Below are 24,032 nucleotides of genomic sequence, written 5' to 3' on the forward strand. Positions count from 1 at the left end.
GCCGTGGCCCGTCTCCCCCTTCGCCGGCGCGTCCGCGACGACCGCGGGTCGCTCTCGGCCTACTTCATCAGCGCGACCCTGGCCGTCATCCCGCTCCTCGGGCTCGTCGTCGACGGCGGCGGTCAGGTCCGGGCGACGCAGCGGGCCGATCTCGTCGCCGACGAGGCAGCACGGGCGGCCGGCCAGCAGCTCGAGGCCGGCGACGCGATCCAGGGCGACCGCGTCGTGCTCGACAACCGCTCGACCCAGGCCGCGCGCGACTACGTCGTCGCGCAGGGCCTCGAGGTCGACTCGGTCGTCCTCGACCCGGGTGGCCGCGAGATCACCGTGCGGACCCGCGCGACCTACGAACCGGTCTTCCTCGGCGCAATCGGCCTGGGACCGTGGACGGTCGAGGGCGAGTCGACGGCCACCCTGGCCCAGACCGACCTCGACGGCGAGGAGTACCGGCGATGAGACGACTGCGGGGTCTGCTCGCGCTCGTCGGGATCCTCGCGATCCTCGGCGGCGTCCCGTGGCTGCTGCTCGCGATCGGGGCGAGTCCTGTGCCCTCGTCGACCCCGCAGGTCGGCGAGATCTGGGACGCCGTGCGCCAGCCGGCCGACGGCACCGTCTTCCGCACGATCTTCACCTACGCGGCCTGGCTGGCCTGGCTCTTCTTCGCACTGTGCATCGTCGTCGAGGTCGTCGCCCGGCTTGCCGGCGCGCAGGCGCCCGACCTGCCGGGCCTGTCCCTGCCGCAGGGCATGGCCCGCAGCCTCGTCGCGACGGCCGCCCTGCTCTTCATCGCCGCTCCGGCCGTGACGAGCCTGGCCGGCAGCGCGAGCGCGTCCCCGGGCGGTGGTGCGGCGAGCGCCGCCACGGCCAGCGCGACGGCGAGCGTCGTCGCCGACCAGGCGGGCGGGGCGGCGGCGGTCGCGAGCACGACCGCCGAGACCGGCATCGGTGCGGCCGACGACGCCGCGAGCTCCGTCGAGTCCGCACCGGAGGTCGCCACCCGGACGCACACGGTCGCGCAGGGCGAGACGCTGTGGTCGATCGCCGAGCAGCACCTCGGCGACGGCGCCCGGTACGACGAGATCCTCGAGCTCAACCCCGGCATCTCCTCGCACTGGATCACCCCCGGCGCCGAGCTCCAGGTCCCCGACGAGACGCCCGCGCCCTCCGCCGACGACGCCGGTCACGAGGTGACCGTCCAGCCCGGCGACACCCTGTGGGAGATCGCCGAGGACGAGCTCGGCGACGGCTCGCGGTACGGCGAGATCGCCCAGGCCTCCTCGGACCTCGAGCAGCCCGGCGGCGAGCGGCTCACCGACCCCGACCTCATCAAGCCCGGCTGGCAGCTCTCCGTCCCCGGCGGCACGGGGTCCGACGGCGGGACCACATCCCCCGGCACGGGCGGGTCGGCCGAGACCTCGCCGTCCACGACCGCGCCGTCCTCCCCCACCACCGACGACGGCCCGACCGACGACGACTCGGCCGCCGACGTGCCGGATGACCTGGGCGCCGAGACCGCCGCCGGTGCCGGGTCCGCGGTCACCGCGGGCGACGCCGCGACGACGGTCGGGCAGACCGCGGCTGACACCCCGGCGACCGGCGAGTCCTCCGAGACCGCGGACCCGGTCCTCGTCGCCGACCCCGACGACGGCTGGGCCGGCACGGCCGTCGGCATCGGCGGGCTCACCGCCGTCGGCCTGCTCGGGCTGCTCGGCGCGGCCCGCCGACGGGGCCTGCGAGCCGGGCGTCGGACGAGCGAGACGACGCCGCTCGAGCGCACCCTGCGTCTGGCGGCGGAGGGTCACTCCCGCGACACGGTCGACCTCGCCCTGCGCGATCTCGCCCGGGCCGCCGCTGCCCAGGACGTCACGCTGCCCGGCCTGCAGTCGGTGCGCCTGACGCGGGACCACGTCGACGTGCAGCTCGACGGCCCGCTCGCGCTCCCCGCGCCGTGGACGTCGACCGCCGACCCCCGGGTGTGGACCCTGGCGGCGGAGCGCGCCCGCGGGCTCGACGCCCTCGCCCTCGCCGAGGTGCCCCCGCCCTACCCGGCGCTCGTCTCCCTCGGGACCGACGCCGAGGACGCGCACGTGCTCGTCGACCTCGCGCACGCGCAGACCCTCGCCGTCGTCGGCGAGCAGCGCACGACCCGCGCGGTCGTCGCCGCCCTCGCCCTCGACCTCGCCGGCAGCGCGTGGGCCGACTGGACGACGATCACCGTCGTCGGCGGCGACCCCGCGCTCGTCGACGCCATCGGCTCTCCCCGCCTGCGGCACGTGCCCGACGCGACCGGCTACTTCGTCGCCGCGGGCGTCACCGCCGAGACGACGGCGCGTGAGGTCGTGCTCGTGAGCGGCGAGCCGAGCGCGGCCGACCGCGACCGTCTCGTGCGGGCGGCAGCCAGCTCGCCGCGCATCGCCCTCGTGCACACGAGCGAGACCCCCGTCGACGGTCTGTGGTCGCTGTCGATGGGCGCCGACCCCGACGCCGCGGTCCTCGCCCCCAGCCAGCTGCAGCTGCGTGCCCAGCGTGCCGACGACGCCGCGGTCGCCGCCGTCGTCGAGCTCTTCCAGCTCGCCGTGCAGTCCGACGACTACTGGGCACCGGCGCAGGAGCCGACGCTGGCCACCGTCGGCGCTGCCGCGGCCGCGATGGGCTCGCCCGGCGTCGTCCTCGACGACGACGGCCGGGTCGTCGTCAGCAGCGAGGACGACCAGCCCACCCGTCGTCACGTCGACGAGATCACCGCGGCGCGACGGGTCCCCCTTCGCTGGAACACCCCGGTCGTCGCGACCTCAGGGCGGTATGCCGAGGAGGACACCGCCGCTCTCGTCGAGACGGTGCGGCGGGCGACCGACAGCTCGTGGACCGCGACGGCGAGCACTCCCCGCTGGCTGAGCAACCAGGTCACGCCGACCCCCGGGGTGCCGCTGCCGCCGGTCGTCGACTTCCCGCTGCGCGACGCCGACCTCGCCGCGCAGGTGGCTGGGCCCGTCCTGCGACTCCTCGGCCCCGTCGACATCGACCACGGGCCCGAGGTGCGCGAGGTGCACCGCGCGCGGCTCACCGAGCTGGCGGCCTACCTCCACCTCCACCCCGGCGCGAGCGACGCCGAGCTCGACGACGCGATGTGGCCCAACCGCAGCGGGCACGACCACGCCCGCGCCCGGCTCGGCGCCCTCGCCGCGCTCGGCGACTGGATCGGCGATCTCGCTCCGCAGCGCGGTGCCCACGACCTCACCGGGGCACCGGAGTCGGGCCGTGCCGCCGCTGCCGCACTGCCCTCCGACTGGGACATCTGGCAGCGTCTGCTGCCCGGCGAGACCCGCTCGGCCCAGACCACCGATCTCGAGCAGGCCCTCGGCCTCGTGCGCGGGCGCCCCTTCGTCGGGTCGCGACCGCGCCACTACCTCTGGGCGGCACCGCTGCGATCGACGATGATCGAGGCCATCTGCGAGGCCGCGGCCGAGCTCGCCCGACGCCGTCTGCTCGAGGGCCGGGTGAGCGCCGCCTACGACGCGACCGTCGTCGGGCTCACCGTCGAGCCGCATGCCGAGCCGCTGTGGCGCCTGCAGGTCCTCGCCGCCCACGAGCTCGACGACGAGCTGCTCGAGGGCGCGGTCGCCGGTCTGCGCGAGCTCGGCGGCACCGACGACGCCGACCTCGACACCGGGTCGCGCCGGCTGCTCGAGCAGGTCGACCAGCTCGAGCGCACCCATGCCGTGCGAGGCGTCGGATGACCTCACCGAAGGAGCACCGCCCCATGCCCCGGACCCGCCGTCTCGACCGCGCCCGCCGCCGTTCGTCGCGCGCGCTGTCCGTGCTGTGCGCGACGGCCCTGCTGCTCATCACCGCCCTCGCGGTCGCCCCGAGCAGCCAGGCCGAGATCTGCCGCAAGCTCGGGCTGCAGGCGGGCTGCCGGCTCGTGCTCGGCGACCCCGGTGGCGGGGACGGCAAGGGGGGCGGCAAGAAGCGTCCGCTGTGCCACCGCGGCCCTCCGGCGTACGACGCGATCAGCTGCTTCAGCATCAACGGCCCGTGGAACAACGAGCGCCAGTGCTACCTCGGCGAGAACAACGACGAGGTCGACTACTCCCGCCCCGAGTGGGAGGGGCACACGACCGGTCGTCTCTACGACTGCGTCAACAGCGTCGGTGTGACCATCGGGACGTACTGGTACGAGAACCCGCCGCAGATCGAGGGGTGGAACCCCTCGAGCGCCGCGCAGACCGTGCTCAACATGCGCTTCGTCGCCTTCCCCATCGGCCTGGCGCCCAGCGCGCGGCGCTACGCCGAGGGCAGCGCCGGCGTCGTCGGCATGCCGGTGTGGATGTGGGCCGCCGGCCAGTACCTCTACACCTACGCCGACCCGCCCGTCACGGTGCGCGAGCCCGGCACCCCCTACTACGTCACCGCCGGGACCACCCACACGACGTGGGACATGGGCGACGGCACGACCGTGCGCTGCAAGAAGGGCACCGAGTACTTCCCCTCCTTCAAGCTGCGCGACTCCCCGACGTGCGGGCACCGGTACAAGGAGCCCGGCTACTACCGCGTGACGATCCGCACGTACTGGAACGTCGAGTGGGTCGACGCGCTGGGCTACGACAGCCAACAGCTGGAGTTCGAGCGGTCCGCCGTCATCCGCGTCCTCGAGTCGCAGACGGTCAACGCGGCATGAGGACGTCACGTCCGCTCGCGCTCGTCGCCGCGGCCGGTCTCGTCGTGCTCGCCGGCTGCGCGCAGGAGCCCACCCCGCTCGTCGTGCGAACCGGCGGGGTGGACCGCGCCCCGGTCGAGGAGATCTCGCCCGAGGACGACGCCCGGCAGCGGGCGAAGGGGGTCGTCACCGGCTACTTCGCGAGCGCCGACGGCATCTTCGACAACCCGTCCGCCGACCCGACCGGCGCCACCCTCGAGGCGGTCGCCGAGGGCTCAGCGAAGACCGTCGCGTCGACCCGGGCGAACCGGCTGATCCTCGCCGAGCGGGCGCAGACCGGCCGCACCGAGATCACCGACCTCACGGTCACCTCGCTCGACCTCACCTTCGACGACTCGAAGAAGATCACCGTGTGGCCCACGGTGCGTCTGTCCGGGTGCATCGACCGCTCCGCGCTCAAGACCGTCGACGCCTCGGGCGCACCGGTGAAGGACCCCGCCCTGCGCAGCGTCCGCGCGACCTTCTCCGTGCGCAACACCTCCTGGCCCTCCCGCGACGGATGGCGGCTGTCGTGGTTCAAGGAGAGCAAGACACGCTGCTGATCCCCCTTCGCACTTTCCCGCCCAGGGCGGGAAAGCTCGACCTCGGGCAAGAACATTCCCTTCCCGAAGTCGCATGTTCCCGCCCTGGGCGGGAAAGCTGAGGCGACCGGTCAGGGCGAAGGGGGGACGAGGCGGCCGTCGGCCATCCGCACGACGTCGTCGGCGACGACCTCGGCCTCGGCGTGGTCGTGGGTGACGAGCACGCCCGTCGTACCGGTCTCGACGAGCACCTCGCGCAGGTCGGCGGCGAGGCGCTCGCGCAGCTCGCGGTCGAGCGCGGACAACGGCTCGTCGAGCAGGAGCAGCCGGGGGCGGGCGCCCAGCGCGCGGGCCAGCGCCACGCGCTGCTGCTGCCCGCCGCTGAGGGTCAGCGGGTCGTCGTCACCGCGCCCCGACAGACCCACGAGCTCGAGCAGCCGGTCGACCTCACGGGTGAGCTCGGCACCACGCAGACCCTGCAGCCGCAGGCCGTACCCGACGTTGCGCGCCACCGACAGGTGCCCGAAGAGCTGCCCGTCCTGGAACATCATCGCGAAGCCGCGCCGGTGCGTCGGCGTCGTCGCGAGGTCCGCCCCGTCCCAGCGCACCTGCCCGGCGGCCAGCGGCTCGAGCCCGGCGACGGCGCGCAGCAGCGTCGACTTGCCGCAGCCCGAGGGACCGAGCACGGCGAGGACCTGCCCGGTCGGCAGGTGCAGGCTCACGTCGTCGACGGCGGTCAGCGCGCCGAAGCGCACGGTGACGCCGTCGAGGGTGAGGCCGGGTCCCCCTTCGCTCATCAGAAGGCCCCCACGGACGACAGCCGCAGCCGCTCGACGAGGCCCATGACGGCGACGGTGACCGCGGCGAGGAGGACGGCGGCGGCCATCGCGCCGCCCTGCGCCTCGGCGCCGGGCCGCCCCATGAGCGTGTAGACGAGCACCGGCAGGGTCGGCTCGTCGGGCCGGGCGAGGAAGGCGGTCGCGCCGAACTCGCCGAGCGAGACCGCGAGCGCGAAGCCGACGGCCGCGAGCAGCGGGCGCCACAGCACGGGCAGCTCGACCGTCGCCCAGGCGCGAAGGGGGCCCGCCCCGAGCGTCGCCGCGGCCTCGCCCTGACGGCGGTCGACGTCCCGCAGCACCGGCGCGATGGTGCGCACGACGAGGGGCAGGGCGACCATCGCCTGCGCGACGGGCACGAGCAGCGGCGTCGAGCGCAGGTCGAGCGGCGGGCGGTCGAGGGTGATGAGGAAGCCGAAGCCGATGGTCACCGCGGAGACGCCGAGCGGCAGCATGAAGGTCGCGTCGAGGGTTGCGAGCACCGAGCGACCCCGCCGCGAGCGCGGACGTCGCGTCACGGCGAGGGCCACGAGCAGGCCGAGCACGAGCGCGAGGAGCGCGGCGTCGACGGCGATCCGCCACGACGTGCCGAGCGCGTGCCAGGCCGAGGCACCGGTGCCGGGCACCTCGCTGGTCAGCTGGGCGTAGTTCGCGAGCGTCCACGTCGACCCCCGGCGCAGCGAGCGCACGACCCCGCCGACGAGCGGGGCGAGGACGAGGAGCACGGCGACGGCGGCGACGACGAGAGCGGGCAGGTGGCGGCGGGCGACCGGCACGCGCGGGACGCTCGCGCGGGAGCGACGGCGCACCCCCCGCGCGCGGCTGCGCGTGCGCTCGGAGAGCACGAGCAGGGTGACGACGACGACGAGCTGCAGCACGCTGAGCACCGCCGCGCCCTGCAGGTCGAGCAGCGAGGTCGTCAGCAGGTAGATCTCGGTCTCGACCGTCGCGTAGCGCAGCCCGCCGAGGGTGAGCACGACGCCGAAGGCCGTGGAGCAGAAGAGGAAGACGACGCTCGCCGCCGAGACGACGGCGGGGCGAAGGGCGGGCAGCGTCACCGTGCGCAGGACGTGCCCGGGCGAGGCGCCGAGGGCGGCGGCGGCCTGGGCGGTGCGCGGGTCGAGCCCGTCCCACGCGGCGCCGACCGTGCGCACGACGACGGCGACGTTGAAGAAGACCATCGCGAGCAGGATCGCCACCCAGGACCCGTCGAGGCCGAGGACGCCGAGCGGGCCGGACGAGGCGAGCAGCCCGCGCCACAGCACGCCCACGACGACCGTCGGCATGACGAAGGGCATGACGACGAGCGCACGCAGCAGGCCCGCGCCGGGGACCCGCAGCCGGTGCAGGACGTAGGCCGTCGGGACGCCGATCGCGAGGGTCACCGCCGTCGCGAGCGTCGAGATGCCGGCGGTGAAGGCGAGCACCCGGGCCGTGCGAGACCGGCCGAGGACGTCACCGACCCCGGAGAGGTCGAGCGTCCCGTCGGTGACGAAGCCGCGCCCGAGCATGCCGAGCAGCGGCAGCACGAAGAAGACCGCGAGGAAGGCCAGCGGCAGCAGCGCGAGCAGTGCCGCGGCCGCGGCCGGTGACCCCGCGCGTCTCAGGAGGTGAGGTCCGTCCACTCGCGCACCCACGTCGAGCGCTTCTCCTCGATCGTCGCGGGCTCGACCTCGAAGGGCTCGGGCGCGACCTTCGCCCACCGGGCCCAGTCGCGCGGGAGCTCGACCTCGCCCGAGACCGGGTACATGTACATCGACTCGGGGATGCCGGACTGCACCTGCGGGTCCACCATGAGGTCGACGAGCGCCTGGGCACCGCCCGGCTGCTCGGTGCCGGCGACGACGCCGACGTACTCGACCTGGCGGAAGCACGTGTCGAGCAGGGCCGACGTCGTCGGCCTGGTCCCGCCCTCGGGCACGGTGAAGGGCGGCGAGCTCGCGTAGGACAGGACGACCGGACGGTCACCCTTGCCCTCGCCCGCGGTGAAGTCGACGCCGTAGGCGTCGGACCACCCGGAGGTGACCTTCGCGCCGTTGTCCATGAGGTCGCGCCAGTAGTCCTGCCAGCCGTCCTCCCCCTTCGCCGCGACGGTCGCGAGGAGGAAGGCGAGACCGGGGCTTGAGCTCGACGCACCCGGGGTGACGAAGAGGTCGCGGTACGCGGGGTCGGTGAGGTCGTCGAGGGTCTTCGGCGGGTCCATCTTCTTCGCGGCGAACCACGCGTCGTCGACGTTGACGCACACGTCGCCGAAGTCGACGGGGGTGAGCACGTCGGCGCCCTCGCCCTCGAGCGCGTACTGGTCGGCGCCCGGGGGCAGCTGCGGCGAGTACGGCGCGAGGACCCCCTCGCTCACCGCCCGCCCGGCGAAGGTGTTGTCGATGCCGAAGACGACGTCGGCGACGGGGCTGCCCTTGGTGAGCACGAGGCGGTTCGTCACCTGGCCGGCGTCGCCGGCCGTGACGACCTCCACCGTGCAGCCCGTCTCCTCCTCGAAGTCTGCCGTGACCTCCTCGGGCAGCGAGAAGCTCTCGTGCGCGAGGACGGTGAGGGTGCTGCCGGGCTCGCACGACCTCGAGGCCACGGTGGTGCTGCTGCCGGAGCCGGCGGACGAGCTCTCGCCGCCGCTCCCGCTGTCGGTGCCGGAGCTCAACGAGCACGCGGCGAGGCTCAGGCCGGTCGCGGCGAGCGCGAGCAGGCGGACGGGACGGGTGGATCGGGTCATCTTCGTGACTCCCTACGCCGGTGCGAACCGGATCAGGTCGGAGGGTCTGCGGCTACCCGCACTCTCAGCGCTGCTCAGCGCTCCCCTGTCGTACGGGCCGAGGATAGCCCAGGCTGTGGCAGAGTGCCGAAGGCAGGCACGACTGCCCAGGTCGGGCGGTCGTGCGCAACGCACGTCGAGGTGAGGAAATCATGGGCAACGCACTCTGGAAGGTCCTGGGCACCGGTCTGGCCATCGCCGCGGGCACCGTCGCGAACAAGGTCGTCACCGCCGCCTGGAAGAAGGCCGGCCGCGACGTCGACATCGACCCGCGCAACCCCGAGAGCCCCGTCGGCGAGGCGCTCGTCTACGCCGCCCTCGCCGGTCTGGCCATGGGCCTGGCCCGCACGATGGCCACCCGCAAGGCTGCGCAGCTCTACCAGCGCTCCGCTGGTCACCTGCCCAAGGACATGCAGCAGGGCGGCGCCTGAGCGATCCGCGTCGGAGCCCCGTCCGTAGGGTGGGGCCCATGATGCGTGCGATCGAGATCACTGAGCCCGGAGAGCCCGACGTCCTGCAGGTCACGGAGGTCGAGCGCCCCGCGGCCGGTCCTGGTCAGGTCGTCATCGACGTGGCCGCGGCCGGGGTCAACCGGGCTGACCTCTTCCAGCGCAAGGGCGCCTACCCGCCGCCGCCCGGGGCCTCTCCGCTGCCCGGTCTCGAGGTGAGCGGGACCGTCGCGGAGATCGGCGAAGGGGTCGAGGGCCTCGCCGTCGGCGACGAGGTCTGCGCGCTGCTCGACGGGGGCGGCTACGCCGAGGCGGTGGCGGTCGCGGCCACCCAGGTCCTCCCGGTGCCCGCGGGCGTCTCGCTCGTCGACGCGGCCGGTCTGCCCGAGGTCGTCTGCACCGTGTGGAGCAACGTCTTCATGACCGCCGTCCTCCAGCCCGGCGAGACCCTGCTCATCCACGGGGGCTCCTCCGGCATCGGGACGACGGCGATCCAGCTCGCGAAGGCCGCCGGCGCCCGCGTCGCCGTCACCGCCGGCTCGCAGGCCAAGCTCGACGCCTGCCGCGAGCTCGGTGCCGACATCCTCATCAGCTACAAGGACGAGGACTTCGTCGAGCGGCTCAAGGAGGAGACCGACGGCCACGGCGCCGACGTCCTCCTCGACAACATCGGCGCGAAGTACCTCGCCCGCAACATCGACGCCCTCGCGACGAACGGCCGTCTCGTCAACATCGGTCTCATGGGCGGCGCGAAGGCCGAGCTGGACCTCCGGGCGCTCGTGAAGAAGCGGGCCGCGGTCATCGCGACCTCGCTGCGCGCCCGTCCCGCTGCCGAGAAGGCGGCCATCGTCGCCGCGGTCCGCGAGCACGTGTGGCCCCTCATCGAGGACGGCGTCTTCCGCCCGGTCATCCAGGGCACCCACCCGCTCGAGCGTGCCGCCGACGCGCACCGCGAGCTCGAGGAGAGCCAGCACATCGGCAAGGTCCTCCTCGTGCCCTGAGCCCCGGCTCGTCGCGTCACCGCAGGCGCCTCCCCTCTCCCCCTTCGCCCCCGCCGGGCGGAGGGGGAGAGCCGTACCCGGCCCCGTCGGACGCGAGGACGCGCCGACCGGACGACCCGCTTGCCGCCGGGCGCATACCGGGTATACCTTCGCCGCACCGGCGATGCATACCGAGTATTCGCCCCGGTGATACGAGGTCCTCATGTCCGTCCGGCTCGGTCTGCTGGCACTGCTCGACGAGCAGCCCATGTACGGCGCGCAGCTGCGCGCAGAGTTCGAGGCCCGCACCGGCGGCACGTGGCCGCTCAACATCGGGCAGGTCTACACGACCCTCGCCCGGCTCGAGCGCGACGGTCTCGTCGAGCAGGCCGACGCCCCCGACGAGGAGGGGCGGATCACCTACCGCCTCACCCAGGAGGGTCGCACCGACGTCCTGCGCTGGTGGGGCACGCCCGTCGTCCGCGACAGCAGCCCCCGCGACGAGCTCGTCATCAAGCTCGCCCTCGCGGTGACCGCGCCCGGCGTCGACGTGCCCACGCTCGTGCAGACCCAGCGCACGGCGAGCCTGCGTCACCTGCGCGACCTCACCCGGCTCAAGCAGAGCGCTCTCGACCAGCACGAGTCGGGCACGACGACGAGCGGCGGGCAGCGAGATCTCGCCTGGCTCCTCGTCGTCGAGAACCTCATCTTCGCCGCGGAGTCGGAGGTGCGCTGGCTCGACCACGTCGAGTCGCGCCTCGCCCGCGAGCGGGTCCGACCGCGTGGCCCGGTGGCCACGCCGCCGCCCGACGGCGGCACGAGCAGCACGGCCCCCGCGTCCGCGGCGGCCTCGGCACGAGCAGGGGAGCAGCGATGACGGCGACGGCGCAGGTCAGGGACACCCGCACCGACTCGAAGGGGGCGGTCCTCCAGCTGAGCGGGGTGACCCGCACGCACGGCGAGGGCGACACCGCGGTGAGCGCGCTGCGCGGGGTGGACCTCGCGATCCGGCCCGGCGAGCTCGTCGCCGTCATGGGCCCGAGCGGGTCGGGCAAGTCGACCCTGCTCAACCTCGCCGGCGGCCTCGACCGCGCGACGAGCGGCCAGGTGATCATCGAGGGCCACGACGTCGCCCAGCTGCGACCGCGCCAGCTCGCCGAGCTGCGCCGTCGCCGCGTCGGCTTCGTCTTCCAGGACTACAACCTCATCCCCTCGCTCACGGCGGGCGAGAACGTCGCGCTCCCCCTCGAGCTCGACGGGGTGGGGGTGCGCGCCGGTCGCCGTGCCGCCCGCGAGGCCCTGGGCATGCTCGACCTGCGAGAGCTCACCGACCGCTACCCCGACCAGATGTCGGGCGGTCAGCAGCAGCGGGTGGCCATCGCCCGCGCCCTCGTCGGCGGCCGTCGCCTCGTCCTCGCCGACGAGCCGACGGGCGCGCTCGACAGCGAGACCGGCGAGGAGGTCCTGCGCATCCTGCGTCGCCGGTGCGACGAGGGCGTCGCGGGGCTGCTCGTCACCCACGAGGCCCGCCATGCCGCGTGGGCCGACCGCGTCGTCTTCCTGCGCGACGGCCGCGTCGTCGACACGACCGGTGACCCCGGCCGGGTCGAGGACCTGCTGCCCGAGGGCGCGTCGTGAGCACGCTGACCCGCCCCGACCGCGACACGCTGCCCGAGCGCGGCAGCGTCGGCGAGCGCCCCACGGGGACCTTCGTCTCGTCGTGGCGCGTCGCCCTGCGCATGGCCCGGCGCGACGTCGGCCGCTACCGGGGGCGCAGCCTCGTCGTCCTGCTCATGGTCGGCCTGCCCACCGCGCTCATCTGCGCGGCGCTCACCCTCGGCGCAACGCAGCAGATCAGCATGTCCGAGGACGTGCAGTACAAGGTCGGCGGCACGACCGCGCTCGTCCGGCCCCCAGAGGCGTCCGCGATCGACCAGGGCCCGTCGCCCGACTCGCAGGGGTACAGCTCGCGGGACGAGAGCGCGGCGCCGATCCCCGGGTACGGCGACGGCACCGACGTCGAGAGCGACGCCGCGGCGATCGGCGAGCTCGTCGACGGGCGCGCCATCTCGTGGACCGAGCGCGAGCTCGCGATGCGCGTCGGCGACCGCACCCCGCGCCTCTTCGCCCTCGGCGTCACCGACCCCGAGGCGCTCGGCGACAAGGTCGAGCTGCTCTCGGGCCGCTGGCCGACCTCGCCCGACGAGATCCTCGTCTCGCCCACCGTCGCCGATCGCGGGATCCCTCAGTCGGGTGCCGTGCAGGTCGTCGACGGCCGCGACTCGACCCGCACCGTCCAGGTCGTCGGCACGGTCCGCGCCTACACGACGTGGGGCGGCATCTACGACGCCGTGACGACCGACCTCGGTCCGGCGAGCTCCGCGTCTCCCGTGTCGTGGTTCGTCGAGCGGGACGAGCCGATGGGCTGGCAGGAGGTACGACGGCTCGGCGGCTACGGCCTCGCCGTGACGAGCGCCGCCGTCCTGCTCGACCCCCCGTCGACGTCCGAGCTGCCGAGACGATCGCCGCGCAGCAGAGCTCCCAGGACGGCCAGGTCACCGACATCGTCGTCATCGGCGGCGTCCTGCTCGTCCTCGTCGTCACCCTCCTCGTCGGACCGGCCTTCGCCGTCGGCGCGGCACGTCAGCGCCGCACCCTCGCGCTCGCCGCGAGCAACGGCGCGACGACGAGCCAGCTGCGCCGCAGCGTGCTCGCCCAGGCCGTCGTCCTCGGCGGGCTCAGCTCGGTCCTCGGCGCCGGCCTCGGTGTCGCCGGTGCCTGGGGGCTGGCGCAGTGGATCTCGACCAGCCGCGGCTGGCCGATGGGGCCCTTCGAGGTGCCCGTGCTCGCCGTCCTCGCCATCGCGGCGCTCGCCGTGCTGTCGTCGGTCATCGCGGCGCTCATGCCCGCGCAGCGCCTGTCGCGGCTCGACGTCGTCGGGGTGATGAAGGGCCAGCACGCTCCCCCGCCGCCCAGCCGGTGGATGCTCGTCCTCGGCCTCGTGCTCGTGCTCCTCGGCGGTACCGGCGTCATCGGCGGCGCCCTGCGCCAGCTGTCTGCCCTCGTCATCGCGGCGGCAGCCTTCGCGCTCGTGCTCGGCGCGCTCATGGTCGTCCCGACGATCCTGCACCTGCTCGCCAGGATCGGCGGCCGGCTGCCGCTGCCCCTGCGGATGGCGACGCGTGACCTCGCCCGGCACCGCTCCCGCAGCGCCCCGACGGTGGCCGCGATCCTCGCCGGCACCGCCGTGCTGACGATGACCCTCGTCGCGACCGCGAGCGACGACGAGCAGTCCCGCCGCGAGTACCTCGCCTCCGCGCTGCCCGGCGAGCTCGTCGCCTACGCCTCGCCCGACGCGCTGCAGGCCGTCATCGCGCGCGCCGGTCAGATCGCCCCCGGCGTCACCTTCGCGACGGCGCGCACGCCCGGCTCGCAGGACTCCGACCCCGACGCGGCGCAGCCGGTCCTCGAGCTCCTGCCGCCCGGGTGCACCCTCGAGCAGGCGGCCGACGCGACGGTGGACGCCCAGGGCGGCCGCTGCGCCTCCGTCTCCGGCACGCTCTCGCTGACCAACGCCTCGGGCCTGGCCGTCCTGCCCGCCGACGAGATCGTGCGCCGCCTCGACCTCGACGGCGACGAGGCGAGCCAGGTCCGGTCGGGCGCTGCCGTCCTCCTCGGCGGCGACCGCACGGCCGGGGCGGTGCGCGACGGCGAGATCACCGTCACCCGGGGCGACGTCCGCTACGGCGACACCGGCACCGCGCAGGTGGACGGCCGCACGAGCGCCACCCGCCTCCCGGTCGTCCACCTGCCGGAGTCCGACGACGACGCTGCTCGAGGCCTGGGGTTCACCCTGCTCGTCCCCGACGAGGTCGCCGACGACGCGGGCTGGCCCCTCGTCACCGGGACGCTCGTCGGTCACAGCGACGACGGGGTGAGCCAGGAGGTCGCGGACCGCGTCCAGACCGAGGTCGGCGACACCGGCGGGGTGCAGGTCGAGCGCGGCTACCAGAACCCGCTCTTCCTCATCATCGCGATCCTGCTCGGCATCTTCACCGCGGTGCTCCTCGTCGTCACGACGACGTCGACGGCGCTGAGCCTCGCAGAGCAGGAGAGCGACCAGGCGACCCTCGCGGCCGTCGGTGCGGACCGGCGCACCCGCCGGTGGATGGCCGGGGCGCAGACCTTCGCCCTCGCGGTGGTCGGGGTCTGCCTGGGGGTGGTCGTCGGCGCAGTGCCCGGCATCGCCCTCACGGTCCCCCTCACGGGCACGTCCTTCGACCCGGTCGAGGGCACCTCCGTGGTGGCCTCGCCGATCGTCGTCATCCCGTGGCTGCCGCTGCTCGTCGTGCTCGTCGTCGTGCCGCTCCTCGCCGGGGCCATCGCCGCGGCCGGCATCCGCCGGGCCCCGGACGCGACCCGGCGCACGGCCTAGACCGCCGAGGAGGGCGGCCCGGCGCAGGGGGCCGGGCCGTCCTCCTCGGTCAGGGGGCGACAGGGGGGATCAGCTTCGGTCGAGGTGATGTCGTGCGTCCGGACGCACCGCATCACCTCGACCCGGGCGGCGTCAGTCGGCGAGCTCGCCGGCGATCGCCCGGCCCGCGGTGCGGCCGGAGAAGATGCACCCGCCGAGGAAGGTGCCTTCGAGCGCGCGATACCCGTGGACCCCGCCGCCGCCGAAGCCCGCCGCCTCGCCCGCCGCGTACAGGCCGCGGATCGGCTCGCCGTCGTGGCCGAGCACCCGGGCGGACAGGTCGGTCTCGAAGCCCCCGAGCGTCTTGCGCGACAGGATGTGCAGCTTCACGGCGACGAGCGGGCCGCGGGCGGGGTCGGTGATCGGGTGGGGCGGGTAGGCCCGCTTGCTCAGCCGGTCACCGCGGTAGCGGCCGGCGACCGCCATCGCCGCGAGCTGCGCGTCCTTGCTGAAGGGGTTGCCGACCTGCGCGTCCCGGGCGAGCACCTCGTGACGCACGGTCTCGACGTCGAGCTCGGGCTCGCCCTCCTCGCGCAGCTCGCCCATCCGCGCGACGAGCTCGTCGAGCGAGTCGGCCTCGACCCAGTCGACGCCCTTGTCGAGGAAGGCCTGGACCGACGGCGGCACCGGGGTCACCGGTCGACGCGCGACCGCGCGCACCGAGCGGCCGGTGAGGTCGGCGTTCTGCTCCGAGCCCGACAGGGCGAACTCCTTGCCGGCGATCGTGCGGTTCGTGACGAACCACGAGTGGTCGTGCCCGGTGCGCCTCAGGTGGGCGAGCGTGCCGAGGGTGTCGTAGCCGGGGAAGAGCGGCGCGGGCAGGCGGCGACCGGTGGCGTCGAGCCAGATCGAGCTCGGTCCCGGCAGGATCCGGATGCCGTGGCCGGGCCAGATCGGGTCCCAGTTGCGCACCCCCTCGACGTAGTGCCACATCCGGTCGCGGTTGATGACGCGCGCGCCGGCCTGCTCGGTGATGGCGATCATCCGCCCGTCGACGTGCGCCGGGACCCCGGTGACCATCCGCCGCGGCGGCTCGCCGAGGCGCTGGGGCCAGGCCGCGCGCACGAGGTCGTGGTTCGCGCCGATGCCGCCGCTCGCGACGACGACGGCGGGAGCGCGCAGCTCGAAGTCGCCGACGGGGTCGCGGTTCGTGCTCTCGCCGCGGGGGTGGTCGTCGGGTGCGAGGACCACCCCCCGGACCCCGGTGACCGCTCCCCCGTCGACGAGCAGCTCGTCGACGCGGTGACGGTGGGCGAAGGTGACGAGGCCGGCCTGCTCGGCCGCGGCCACCCGTTCGGCGAAGGGGGCGACGACCCCCGGTCCGGTGCCCCAGGTGATGTGGAAGCGCGGCACGGAGTTGCCGTGCCCGTCCGCGGTGCCGTCCCCGCGCTCGGCCCAGCCGACGAGCGGGAAGAAGCGCATGCCCTGCTGGTGCAGCCACGACCTCTTCTCCCCGGCGGCGAAGTCGACGTAGGCCTGAGCCCACTCCCGGGGCCAGTGGTCCTCGGGCCGGTCGAAGCCGGCCGAGCCCATCCAGTCGGCGAGCGCGAGCTCGTGGCTGTCGGAGATGCCCATCCGGCGCTGCTCGGGGCTGTCGACGAAGAAGAGCCCGCCGAAGGACCAGTGGGCCTGGCCGCCGATCCCCGAGCGGGGCTCCTGGTCGACCACGAGCACCCGGCGACCGGCGTCGGCGAGCTCTGCGGTGGCGACGAGACCGGCGAGGCCATGTCCGACGACGACGACGTCTGCATCCATGGCCAGATCCTACCCGCGGGTAACCCGGGGCGTCCTTCGTACCATCGAGCCATGCCGTCCCCCTTCGCCGTGCGCCGCGTCGGCGGGGTGGTCCTCACCGCCGTCGTCACCGCGCTCGTCGCCCTCGTGACGGGCGTCGTCACGACGGTCCTGCTCCCGACGACGGTGAGCACCGACTACTACTCCGCGCAGGTCCGGCTGTCGCCGTCGTGGGAGCAGCGCTCCTCGATCAGCGCCGAGACGGTCGTGGGGAGCGTCTCGGCCGACTTCACGGGCCTCGCCCCGGGCATCGAGGTCGAGCCGCAGATCCGCGAGGAAGTCACCGACGTCGTGGCCGGCGGCCGGGTGAGCACGACCGAGCTCGTCGTCGGCGGGGCAGAGCGCGCCCGGGTCATCGAGGAGGCCGCGGTGGGCGTGGGCCTGCGGATGGCCGGCGGCGCCCTGCTCGGCGCCGGCGCCGTCCTCGCCGTGCGCTCGCTGTGGCGGCGCCGCCGACCTGGGGCCCGGGCCGTCGTCGGCACCGCGCTCGTGTGGGGCCTCACGTGCGCCGCCGTCGGCATCGGCGCCGCGAGCACCTACCGCGAGGAGCGCTTCGCCGCCCTGGAGACGACCGGTCTGCTGCGCCTGGCCGCCGACAACGCCTCGCTCTTCACCGACGTCGAGGAGCGGGCCGGCCAGGCCGCGCCCTACCTGCGCAACCTCCTCGCCCTGTCCGCCGCGCTGGGCAGCGAGTACACGCCCACCGAGATCGCCACCCGCCCGGCGGTCACCGTGCTGCTCGTCTCGGACATCCACGCCTCCAACCAGTACGCGCTCATGCGCACGATCGTGCAGGAGCGCGACGTCGACGTCGTCGTCGACACCGGTGACCTCGTCAACCTCGGCCGGGTCGAGGAGCTGCGGCTCTCGCGGATCACCCGCGGTATCGAGTCGCTCGGGGTCCCCTACGTCTTCGTCCGCGGCAACCACGACGCGACATCCGCCGACGACACCGCGCTCCTCGACGCCCTGTCGACGGTCGACGACGTCGTCCTTCCCGACCCGGGCGACGGCAGCTACGCCCTCGCCGACGTCGGCGGTGTGCGGATCGCCGGCTTCGGCGACCCGCGGTACTACGGCGACGCCGACGACGGCAGCACAGAGCCGCAGGAGGCCGCCCGCGACCGATGGGTCGAGGCCCTCGGCGACGCCCAGCCGCCGGACCTCACGCTCTCGCACGAGGCCCCCGCCCTCGCCGACGCCCCGGGGCGGTTGAGGGTCCACGGGCACGGGCACGTCCCCGACGTCGACGGCAACCGGGTCGCGCTCGGCACCTTCACCGGGGGCGGCACGCTCTCGCACTTCCGCCTCGACGAGGCCGACCAGGAGCTCGTCGGCCAGCCGAGCAGCTTCGACCTGCTGACGATCGACGACCAGTGCCGCGGGCAGACGCTCACGCGCTACCTCTACCGCTCGGTCCTCGAGGGCCGGCCGAGCCTGGACCGGGTGTCGGTGCTCAACGCGGCCCGCATCATGGAGCCGCCGGCGGAGGGCCGCACCTGCGGCACGGGCGAGCTGTCAGTGCGCCCGCTCGGCGACTGACCACTGCGCCATGACCGCGAGGTCGAGACCGCACGTCAGCCGCCGCGGCTCGGAGAAGTCTCGCCGCACGCGGCGGACGTGCTCCTCGCCCCCGGCGCTCACGACGACGTCCCACTCGTGCTGACCCGCGGCGCTCGCCCGGGCCGACGCCACGTCCGCGAGACGGACCCCGCCGGCGAGGACGTCGCGCACCGCGACCTGCTCGGGCGAGCTCCACGTGCACCGGCCCCGCCACCGCTCGAGGTCGACGACGCCGTCGAGATGACCGACGACGACGTCGGGTGCGTTCGTGCCGTCGACCCGGCCGTACATCGAGCCCTCCGGGAGGATCGCGAGGTTGCCGGCGAAGCGGTCACCGCCGAGGTGGGTGGTCTCCCACACCGACCCGGGCAGCACGTCGTCGAGGACACGGGCGACGAGGCGCCCCTCGACCGCGCAGCACACGTCCTTCTTGCCGTGGCAGCACACGAGGACCAGGGGGTCGGTGCAGACCTCGGGCAGCTCGGCGAAGTGCGCGGCGATCTCGACGAGGTCCTCGGGCTCGGACCAGGTGTAGCGCCCGATCCGTCCCGTCGTGCAGTCGACGAGGAAGACGGGCCACGGGGCCTGGAAGTCTTCGGACCGGCCGTGCGGGCGGATGAGCTGCAGCCGCGCCCCGACGGCGTCGAGCCGCGAGACGAGAGCCGGGCGCACACCTGCGACGGGGTCGGTGCGCGCGGCCTTCTCGGCCCACGGGCCCGGGTGCCCGACGAGCATCCACCGGGGGGCGGGCACCGCCGTGCCGATCGGTGCGTCGTCGCGCTCGCGGGCGGCGACCGAGCACCGCCAGCGCTGGTCGGCAGGGGTCAGGGTCATCGGCACGAGCCTAGGCTGCGCGCTCGGGCCCTCGTCACACCGCCCGGTCCGGGGTCGCCAGACCGGCGAGGACGAGACGGCGGGCGAGGTCGACGCCGAGGTCGCCCGCGGGGACGACGCCCTCGTCGAGCAGACGGGTGACGCAGGCGGAGTCGTCGGCGGCGACGGTCACGGTCCCGGCGCGGCTGCGCAGCACGCCGCCGTGGAGCACGGCGCCGAGGTGGTCGCGCCGACGCAGCACCCAGCCCGTCGGGTCCTGCTCGAGGGCGGCGAGGTCGCGCGCCGTGCGCAGCGGCGCGACGGGGGCGGCCCGGCGCGACCCGTGCGACCGGCCGAGCAGGCTCTGCGCGAGGACATCGTCCGGCACCTCCTGGACGGCGCGGACGAGGGCGTCGCGCACGTGGTCGAGGGTGCCGGAGAGCGCGTGCGGGTCGCCGAGGTCGACGCCGAGGGGCAGCGAGGCGCGCACCCGCGGGTCGTCGGCCACAGCGCGACGGGCGTGGTCGACGAGGGCGTCGAGGACGTGCCCGCCCTGCCAGGTGTGCACGCCGAGGGTGAGGTGGGTGCTCGTGCCGCCGAGAGCGGTCGCGGAGTGCAGCCACCCGCGCGGGAGGTAGAGGACGTCACCGGGCCGCATCGTGGCCTCGAGCGCGGGCTCGCCCGTCGCCTGCTCGGCGACGGCGTCGCCGCGCTGGTCCCACGGCTCGGTGCGAAGGGGGTCGACGAGGACGGGGGCGTGGATGCGCCACCTCTTCTCGCCGCTGATCTGCAGGACGAAGACGTCGTGCACGTCGTAGTGCGCGGAGAAGCCTGTGCTCTGCGGCGGCGTGATGTACGCGTTGGCCTGCACGGGGTGCGCGAGGTCGTCCGAGAGCTCCTGGACGAGTCGCATCACCGGCTCCCACGTGCGGTGGAGAGCCTGCATGACGATGGTGTGGCCGTCGGCGAAGAGCCGCGCGAGCTCGTCGTCACGGACCTGGTCGGTGATGCTCGCGCCGACACCGGCCGGTCCGGTGAAGGAGCGCTCGGGGAGGGTGCGACCAGCCTTCGCCACCCGGACGAAGGGGGTCCGCAGACCCCGCGTCGTCAGCAGCTCGTCGACCGCGTCCTCGTCGAGGAGGCTGTCGAAGCCACCTCCGCCGAGCTGGTCGGCGGTGGACAGCAGGGGCCCGCGGCCCCAGTGATCCCGGGCGAAGTCGTCACGCCCGGTACGGATGAGTCGGGCCAGGCCGGTCACCTGACCGGCCCGGCCCGAGGTCGGGGTGCTCACCGACAGATGTCAGAGACCACGTGCGACGGGGTCGGCGCCGCCGTCGGCACCGCCGTCCGCGCCACCATCGGCACCGCCATCGGCTCCACCGTCAGCACCGCCGTCGCCACCCGCACCGGCGCCGCCGTCCGCGGGGCCGTGGGCACCGCCGTCGGCCGGGCCGTGGGTCGCGCCGCCGTCGGCACCGCCATCGGCTCCACCGTCAGCACCGCCATCGGCACCGCCGTCCGCGCCACCATCGGCACCGCCATCGGCTCCACCGTCAGCACCGCCGTCGCCACCCGCACCGGCGCCGCCGTCCGCGGGGCCGTGGGCACCGCCGTCGGCGCCACCATCGGCACCGCCGTCCGCGCCGCCGTCACCGCTGGTCGTCGGGACACCGCCGAGGGCTGCGTCCGAGGGCACCGTCTCGTCGTTCGGCTGAGTCATGCTCGTCCTCCTTGAAGCGGGGGCCCGCGGGGACTTCCTCGGGCCGGTCAGGGGATCCCTGCCCTGCCGTTCTACCTGCTCAGCAGCTCGGGGAGGCGTCTTGCGCTCCCCCGAAATTCGCCCGCGTAGGGTCGCGTCATGGCCTCGACCACCCGTGACCTCGACGTCGTCCTCTTCGGCGCGACCGGCTTCGTCGGCGAGCTGACCGCCGCCCACCTGCGCGACCACGCACCCGCCGGCCTCCGGGTCGCCCTCGCGGGTCGCTCGCGCGCCCGGCTCGACGCGGTCGCCGAGCGTCTCGGCGGGGTCGCCGCCGAGTGGGAGCGGGTCGTCCTCGACGCCTCCGACGGACCCGCGTGCGACGCACTGGCCGCCCGGCCCCGGGTGCTCGCCACGACCGTGGGCCCGTACGCCCGCCACGGCCGCGAGGTCGTCCGAGCGTGCGCCGAGGCCGGCACCCACTACGCCGACCTCACCGGCGAGGTGCTCTTCGTGCACGACGTGGCCGACGCCTTCCACGAGCTCGCCGGGCGCACAGGAGCCCGCATCGTGCCGTCCTGCGGCTTCGACTCCGTGCCCTCGGACCTCGGGGTCTGGCTCACCGCCGAGGCCGCCCGCGAGCGCGGGCTCGGCGAGCTGACGACGACCACCCTGTCGGTGCGGCGCATGCGCGGCGGGCTGAGCGGCGGCACGATCGACTCGATGCGCCAGCAGGCCATCGCCGCCCGCGAGGACGAGACCGCCCGACGCACCGTCGCCGACCCCTACGGGCTGTCCCCCGACCGGGCAGCCGAGCCGGCCCCGAGGTCTCGGGGCGGGTCCTCTCCCCTCTCCCGCGTCACCCGGGCGATCCCGGTGCGCCGCACCGACGAGGGCCGGTGGACGGGCCCCTTCGTCATGGCGTCGTACAACACCCGGGTCGTGCGCCGGACCAACGCGCTGCTCGGCTACGCCTACGGGCGCGACTTCCGCTACCAGGAGGTGAGCGACTTCGGACGCTCGCGCACCGCGCCGCTCAAGGCCGTCGCGATGACCGCCGGGCTGCTCGGGGTGGCCGGGGGCATGGCCTTCGGCCCCACCCGCGCCGTCCTCGACCGCGTGCTCCCCGAGCCCGGCGAGGGCCCGAGCGAGGAGACCCGCGAGCGGGGCATGTTCGCGATGGAGGTCGTCGCGGGCACGACGAGCGGGCAGCAGGTGCGCACCCGGGTGGGTGCCCCCTACGACCCCGGCTACAACGGCACCGCGATCATGCTCGGTCAGGCCGCGCTGTGCCTGGCGCTCGACGAGGTCGACAGCCCCGGCGGCGTGCTCACCCCCGCGGCGGCGATGGCCGAGCCTCTCGCCGAGCGCCTGCGCGGCTTCGACTTCCAGCTCGAGGTGCAGGACTGAGCCGAGCCGACCGGTGCCGCGGGCTCAGCCCTCGTCGTCGATCGGCTTGGCCACCGGCACCGGGCCGTCCGCCCCGGGCACCTCCACGTGCCGGTGGAAGGACGTCGTGCGGTACGCCGTGGTCCACCCCATCGACTCGTAGAGCCCGTCGGCACCGGTCGGGCTGTCGGCGTCGACCTCGAGCGCGACCCGGTTGCGGCCGCGCTCCAGCGCGTCGCGGATCACGGTGTGCAGCAGGGCCTTCGCGACCCCGCGCCCGCGTGCCAGCCGGTGCACGCCGATGTAGTCGACATAGCTGCCGACCCGGCCGTCGGCGTCCCGGCCGGACACCGAGGAGACGACCGCGCCCCCGGGCACCCACTGCCCGTCGACGTCGATCTCGGCGATCCACCAGTGGTCCCAGCGGTGACCCGTCGCCTCGCGCTGCCGCTGGACGAACTCCGCGAAGGACTCCCGGTAGGAGTTGAAGTGGTCGGCGAAGGACTCCTCGAGCATCCGGTGCACGGTCTGGACGTCCTCGGCGACGGGCATGCCGTCCTCGTGGGTGGCGACCCTGCGCACGACGACCCCCTCGCGCGGGCCGGGGAGCCCGGCGTCGTCCTCGGTCACCGGTCGGCTCATCTGCAGCCAGGTGCGCACCGCCTCGTACCCGGCAGCCTCGAGGCGGCGGCGGTAGGTCTCGTCGTCGGCGCGCACGCTGACGTCGAGCAGCGTGCCCCCGAGCCCGCGGAAGGCGGCGAAGGTCACGCCGACCTCCTCGGCCCAGCGCAGCAGGGCCGCCGCGATCTCGTCGCCGTCCGCCCGGTCGGGCGCGACCGTCAGCTCGACGTTCGTCCGGCCGGCGGCACGGTCGTGCACCCTCGCCCACGCGACGACGGGGGCGTCCTCCCCTTCGCCGTCGCGCACGAGGAGCTGGCGACGCGTCCACGACCCGATGCCCGTGACCTCCATCGCGACCTCGTCGACGTCGACCGACCCGCTGCCGGTCACCGCCCGTCTCTGCGCGGTCGCGAGGGCCGCGAGCGCCGCCACGTCGTCGTGCGTCGGGGGCACCACGTGCAGGCCGGGGGCGAGGTCGGGCATGGGGAGGTGAGGTGAGGTCACCGGCCCAGTCTCCCAGCGCACCCCTGCCCGGTGCGGGGCGCGTGCACCATCCGGCGGGTCAGGGCAGGAGGCGGCGGCCCCGGTCGGCGTACTCGGGGGTCGTGCGGGCGAAGGCGGCCGAGCGCGCCCGCTTGGTGTTGGCGGCGACGAGGAGGCCGAGCTGCTCGACCCGCTCGCGGGCGAAGGTGTGCCGCGGCCCGCGGTGCCACGTGCCCTCGAAGAGACGCTTCGCCGAGGCCAGCGCGTCGGGGCTGCGGGTGAGCAGCTCGTCGACGAGGGCGCCGGCGCGCTCGCGCGGGTCGAGCGCCACCTCGCTGGCCAGGCCGAGCTCCACCGCCCGCTCGCCGTCGAGCACCTCGGCGGTCATCGTCAGGCGCTTCGCGACGTCCTTGCCGACCTGCTCCGAGAGCGCCTGGATGCCGCTCATGTCGGGGATGAGCCCCCAGCGACCCTCGAGGACCGACCAGCGTGCGTCCGGGGTGGTCACCCGGAAGTCGGCCCCGAGCGCGATCTGCAGCCCGCCGCCGAGGCAGTTGCCGTGCACGGCGGCGACGACGGGCACGGGCAGGCGGCGGTAGGCCCAGCACGCCTCCTGGAAGGTGTTCGTCCCCCGCCAGGGCCGAGGGGCGAAGGCGCGCCAGAGACCGGCCCGGTCGGACATGACGGTGGCGAAGTCGAGCCCGGCGCAGAAGGACTCGCCGGACCCGGCGATGATCACGGCCCGCAGCGAGCGGTCGCGCCCGAGCTCGTGGGCGGTGCTGACGAGGCCGTCGAGCATGTCGAGCGTCAGCGCGTTGAGCTTGTCGGGCCGGTGCAGCTCGACGGTGGCCACGCCGCCGTCACGGGTGGTGCGGATGTGAGAGGTCGCCATGCCGGGAGCCTATGACGTGGGTGCCGCGGGTCGGCGG

20 protein-coding genes and 1 riboswitch are annotated in these 24,032 nt (G+C 74.8%); of the genes, 12 read left to right on the forward strand and 8 right to left on the reverse strand.

Annotation, left to right across the window (positions count from 1 at the left end):
• The first annotated feature begins 3 nt into the window (after window positions 1–3).
• From L6241_RS14065 to L6241_RS14080, 4 genes are read left to right on the forward strand one after another with little or no spacing between them, the layout of a single operon-like run.
• Complete coding sequence (locus L6241_RS14065) at window positions 4–456, forward strand: TadE/TadG family type IV pilus assembly protein (RefSeq protein WP_251720490.1); 453 nt, start codon at window positions 4–6, stop codon at window positions 454–456.
• Window positions 453–3,737 (forward strand): LysM peptidoglycan-binding domain-containing protein, encoded by a 3,285-nt coding sequence (locus L6241_RS14070; protein WP_368246777.1) that lies wholly within the window; start codon window positions 453–455, stop codon window positions 3,735–3,737. Before L6241_RS14065 ends, L6241_RS14070 begins: the two co-directional genes overlap by 4 nt.
• 23 nt (window positions 3,738–3,760) lie before the next feature.
• Entirely contained in the window at window positions 3,761–4,678 is a 918-nt protein-coding gene (locus tag L6241_RS14075; RefSeq protein ID WP_368246778.1) for a hypothetical protein, read from the forward strand.
• Entirely contained in the window at window positions 4,675–5,259 is a 585-nt protein-coding gene (locus L6241_RS14080; protein ID WP_368246779.1) for a hypothetical protein, read from the forward strand. The genes L6241_RS14075 and L6241_RS14080 overlap by 4 nt, the downstream gene beginning before the upstream one ends.
• Before the next feature lie 110 nt (window positions 5,260–5,369).
• Here the strand turns inward: L6241_RS14080 and L6241_RS14085 are convergent, their stop codons facing one another.
• The 3 genes from L6241_RS14085 to L6241_RS14095 all read right to left on the reverse strand — a co-directional run bounded on the left by L6241_RS14085 (window position 5,370) and on the right by L6241_RS14095 (window position 8,799).
• Window positions 5,370–6,035, reverse strand: a complete 666-nt coding sequence (locus L6241_RS14085) for an ABC transporter ATP-binding protein (protein WP_368246780.1) — start codon at window positions 6,033–6,035, stop codon at window positions 5,370–5,372.
• Window positions 6,035–7,699 carry an ABC transporter permease gene (locus L6241_RS14090; protein WP_368246781.1) on the reverse strand — a complete coding sequence of 555 codons (1,665 nt, stop codon included), beginning with the start codon at window positions 7,697–7,699 and terminating at the stop codon, window positions 6,035–6,037. The genes L6241_RS14085 and L6241_RS14090 overlap by 1 nt, the downstream gene beginning before the upstream one ends.
• Window positions 7,678–8,799, reverse strand: coding sequence for a thiamine ABC transporter substrate binding subunit (locus L6241_RS14095; protein WP_251720495.1), 1,122 nt, complete (start codon window positions 8,797–8,799; stop codon window positions 7,678–7,680). Before L6241_RS14095 ends, L6241_RS14090 begins: the two co-directional genes overlap by 22 nt.
• A riboswitch (TPP riboswitch) is annotated at window positions 8,792–8,896 on the reverse strand. It overlaps the preceding gene by 8 nt.
• A gap of 94 nt (window positions 8,897–8,990) precedes the next feature.
• Here L6241_RS14095 and L6241_RS14100 point away from each other — a divergent pair.
• From L6241_RS14100 to L6241_RS14120, 5 genes are all read left to right on the forward strand, one after another.
• Complete coding sequence (locus tag L6241_RS14100; protein WP_368246782.1) at window positions 8,991–9,269, forward strand: DUF4235 domain-containing protein; 279 nt, start codon at window positions 8,991–8,993, stop codon at window positions 9,267–9,269.
• A 41-nt stretch (window positions 9,270–9,310) separates the two neighbouring features.
• Entirely contained in the window at window positions 9,311–10,288 is a 978-nt protein-coding gene (locus L6241_RS14105; protein ID WP_251720554.1) for an NAD(P)H-quinone oxidoreductase, read from the forward strand.
• A 202-nt stretch (window positions 10,289–10,490) separates the two neighbouring features.
• The gene (locus L6241_RS14110; RefSeq protein ID WP_368246783.1) at window positions 10,491–11,144 is read left to right on the forward strand and encodes a PadR family transcriptional regulator; all 654 of its coding nucleotides are present in this window, start codon (window positions 10,491–10,493) and stop codon (window positions 11,142–11,144) included.
• On the forward strand, window positions 11,141–11,905 hold the full coding sequence (locus tag L6241_RS14115) for an ABC transporter ATP-binding protein (RefSeq protein WP_368246784.1): 765 nt from the start codon (window positions 11,141–11,143) through the stop codon (window positions 11,903–11,905). The genes L6241_RS14110 and L6241_RS14115 overlap by 4 nt, the downstream gene beginning before the upstream one ends.
• A complete protein-coding gene (locus L6241_RS14120; protein ID WP_368246785.1) occupies window positions 11,799–14,702 on the forward strand; it encodes an FtsX-like permease family protein in 2,904 nt (967 codons plus the stop codon). Before L6241_RS14115 ends, L6241_RS14120 begins: the two co-directional genes overlap by 107 nt.
• A 132-nt stretch (window positions 14,703–14,834) precedes the next feature.
• Here L6241_RS14120 and L6241_RS14125 read toward each other — a convergent pair whose 3' ends face one another.
• Window positions 14,835–16,496, reverse strand: a complete 1,662-nt coding sequence (locus L6241_RS14125) for an FAD-binding dehydrogenase (RefSeq protein WP_368246786.1) — start codon at window positions 16,494–16,496, stop codon at window positions 14,835–14,837.
• Between the two features lie 51 nt (window positions 16,497–16,547).
• Between L6241_RS14125 and L6241_RS14130 the strand changes: the two genes are divergently transcribed.
• A complete protein-coding gene (locus L6241_RS14130; RefSeq protein WP_368246787.1) occupies window positions 16,548–18,077 on the forward strand; it encodes a metallophosphoesterase in 1,530 nt (509 codons plus the stop codon).
• Here L6241_RS14130 and L6241_RS14135 read toward each other — a convergent pair.
• Together L6241_RS14135 and L6241_RS14140 are read right to left on the reverse strand one after the other, a co-directional pair.
• Window positions 18,054–18,932 (reverse strand): sucrase ferredoxin, encoded by an 879-nt coding sequence (locus tag L6241_RS14135; protein WP_251720501.1) that lies wholly within the window; start codon window positions 18,930–18,932, stop codon window positions 18,054–18,056. The genes L6241_RS14130 and L6241_RS14135 overlap by 24 nt on opposite strands.
• Window positions 18,933–18,966: 34 nt before the next feature.
• On the reverse strand, window positions 18,967–20,202 hold the full coding sequence (locus tag L6241_RS14140; protein ID WP_368246788.1) for a cupin domain-containing protein: 1,236 nt from the start codon (window positions 20,200–20,202) through the stop codon (window positions 18,967–18,969).
• Between the two features lie 6 nt (window positions 20,203–20,208).
• Between L6241_RS14140 and L6241_RS14145 the strand changes: the two genes are divergently transcribed.
• Complete coding sequence (locus L6241_RS14145; RefSeq protein ID WP_368246789.1) at window positions 20,209–20,646, forward strand: hypothetical protein; 438 nt, start codon at window positions 20,209–20,211, stop codon at window positions 20,644–20,646.
• Between the two features lie 123 nt (window positions 20,647–20,769).
• On the forward strand, window positions 20,770–22,020 hold the full coding sequence (locus tag L6241_RS14150) for a trans-acting enoyl reductase family protein (protein WP_368246790.1): 1,251 nt from the start codon (window positions 20,770–20,772) through the stop codon (window positions 22,018–22,020).
• Window positions 22,021–22,044: 24 nt separating this feature from the next.
• Here L6241_RS14150 and L6241_RS14155 read toward each other — a convergent pair whose 3' ends face one another.
• Window positions 22,045–23,124 carry a GNAT family N-acetyltransferase gene (locus L6241_RS14155; protein ID WP_252975807.1) on the reverse strand — a complete coding sequence of 360 codons (1,080 nt, stop codon included), beginning with the start codon at window positions 23,122–23,124 and terminating at the stop codon, window positions 22,045–22,047.
• Window positions 23,125–23,182: 58 nt separating this feature from the next.
• Window positions 23,183–23,995, reverse strand: coding sequence for a crotonase/enoyl-CoA hydratase family protein (locus L6241_RS14160; protein ID WP_123092523.1), 813 nt, complete (start codon window positions 23,993–23,995; stop codon window positions 23,183–23,185).
• Window positions 23,996–24,032: the final 37 nt, after the last annotated feature.

It is taken from the genome of Janibacter sp. Y6, from assembly GCF_040900765.1.
GTDB classification, from domain to species: domain Bacteria; phylum Actinomycetota; class Actinomycetes; order Actinomycetales; family Dermatophilaceae; genus Marihabitans; species Marihabitans melonis.

What these genes read in the sequence shown, in the direction of transcription:
- L6241_RS14070 (WP_368246777.1), top strand. Translation starts at nt 453, where the DNA reads ATGAGACGACTGCGGGGTCTGCTCGCGCTCGTCGGGATCCTCGCGATC.
- L6241_RS14075 (WP_368246778.1), top strand. Translation starts at nt 3,761, where the DNA reads ATGCCCCGGACCCGCCGTCTCGACCGCGCCCGCCGCCGTTCGTCGCGC.
- L6241_RS14080 (WP_368246779.1), top strand. Translation starts at nt 4,675, where the DNA reads ATGAGGACGTCACGTCCGCTCGCGCTCGTCGCCGCGGCCGGTCTCGTC.
- L6241_RS14085 (WP_368246780.1), bottom strand. Translation starts at nt 6,035, where the DNA reads ATGAGCGAAGGGGGACCCGGCCTCACCCTCGACGGCGTCACCGTGCGC.
- L6241_RS14095 (WP_251720495.1), bottom strand. Translation starts at nt 8,799, where the DNA reads ATGACCCGATCCACCCGTCCCGTCCGCCTGCTCGCGCTCGCCGCGACC.
- L6241_RS14100 (WP_368246782.1), top strand. Translation starts at nt 8,991, where the DNA reads ATGGGCAACGCACTCTGGAAGGTCCTGGGCACCGGTCTGGCCATCGCC.
- L6241_RS14105 (WP_251720554.1), top strand. Translation starts at nt 9,311, where the DNA reads ATGCGTGCGATCGAGATCACTGAGCCCGGAGAGCCCGACGTCCTGCAG.
- L6241_RS14110 (WP_368246783.1), top strand. Translation starts at nt 10,491, where the DNA reads ATGTCCGTCCGGCTCGGTCTGCTGGCACTGCTCGACGAGCAGCCCATG.
- L6241_RS14115 (WP_368246784.1), top strand. Translation starts at nt 11,141, where the DNA reads ATGACGGCGACGGCGCAGGTCAGGGACACCCGCACCGACTCGAAGGGG.
- L6241_RS14120 (WP_368246785.1), top strand. Translation starts at nt 11,799, where the DNA reads ATGCCGCGTGGGCCGACCGCGTCGTCTTCCTGCGCGACGGCCGCGTCG.
- L6241_RS14125 (WP_368246786.1), bottom strand. Translation starts at nt 16,496, where the DNA reads ATGGATGCAGACGTCGTCGTCGTCGGACATGGCCTCGCCGGTCTCGTC.
- L6241_RS14130 (WP_368246787.1), top strand. Translation starts at nt 16,548, where the DNA reads ATGCCGTCCCCCTTCGCCGTGCGCCGCGTCGGCGGGGTGGTCCTCACC.
- L6241_RS14135 (WP_251720501.1), bottom strand. Translation starts at nt 18,932, where the DNA reads ATGACCCTGACCCCTGCCGACCAGCGCTGGCGGTGCTCGGTCGCCGCC.
- L6241_RS14145 (WP_368246789.1), top strand. Translation starts at nt 20,209, where the DNA reads ATGTCAGAGACCACGTGCGACGGGGTCGGCGCCGCCGTCGGCACCGCC.
- L6241_RS14150 (WP_368246790.1), top strand. Translation starts at nt 20,770, where the DNA reads ATGGCCTCGACCACCCGTGACCTCGACGTCGTCCTCTTCGGCGCGACC.
- L6241_RS14160 (WP_123092523.1), bottom strand. Translation starts at nt 23,995, where the DNA reads ATGGCGACCTCTCACATCCGCACCACCCGTGACGGCGGCGTGGCCACC.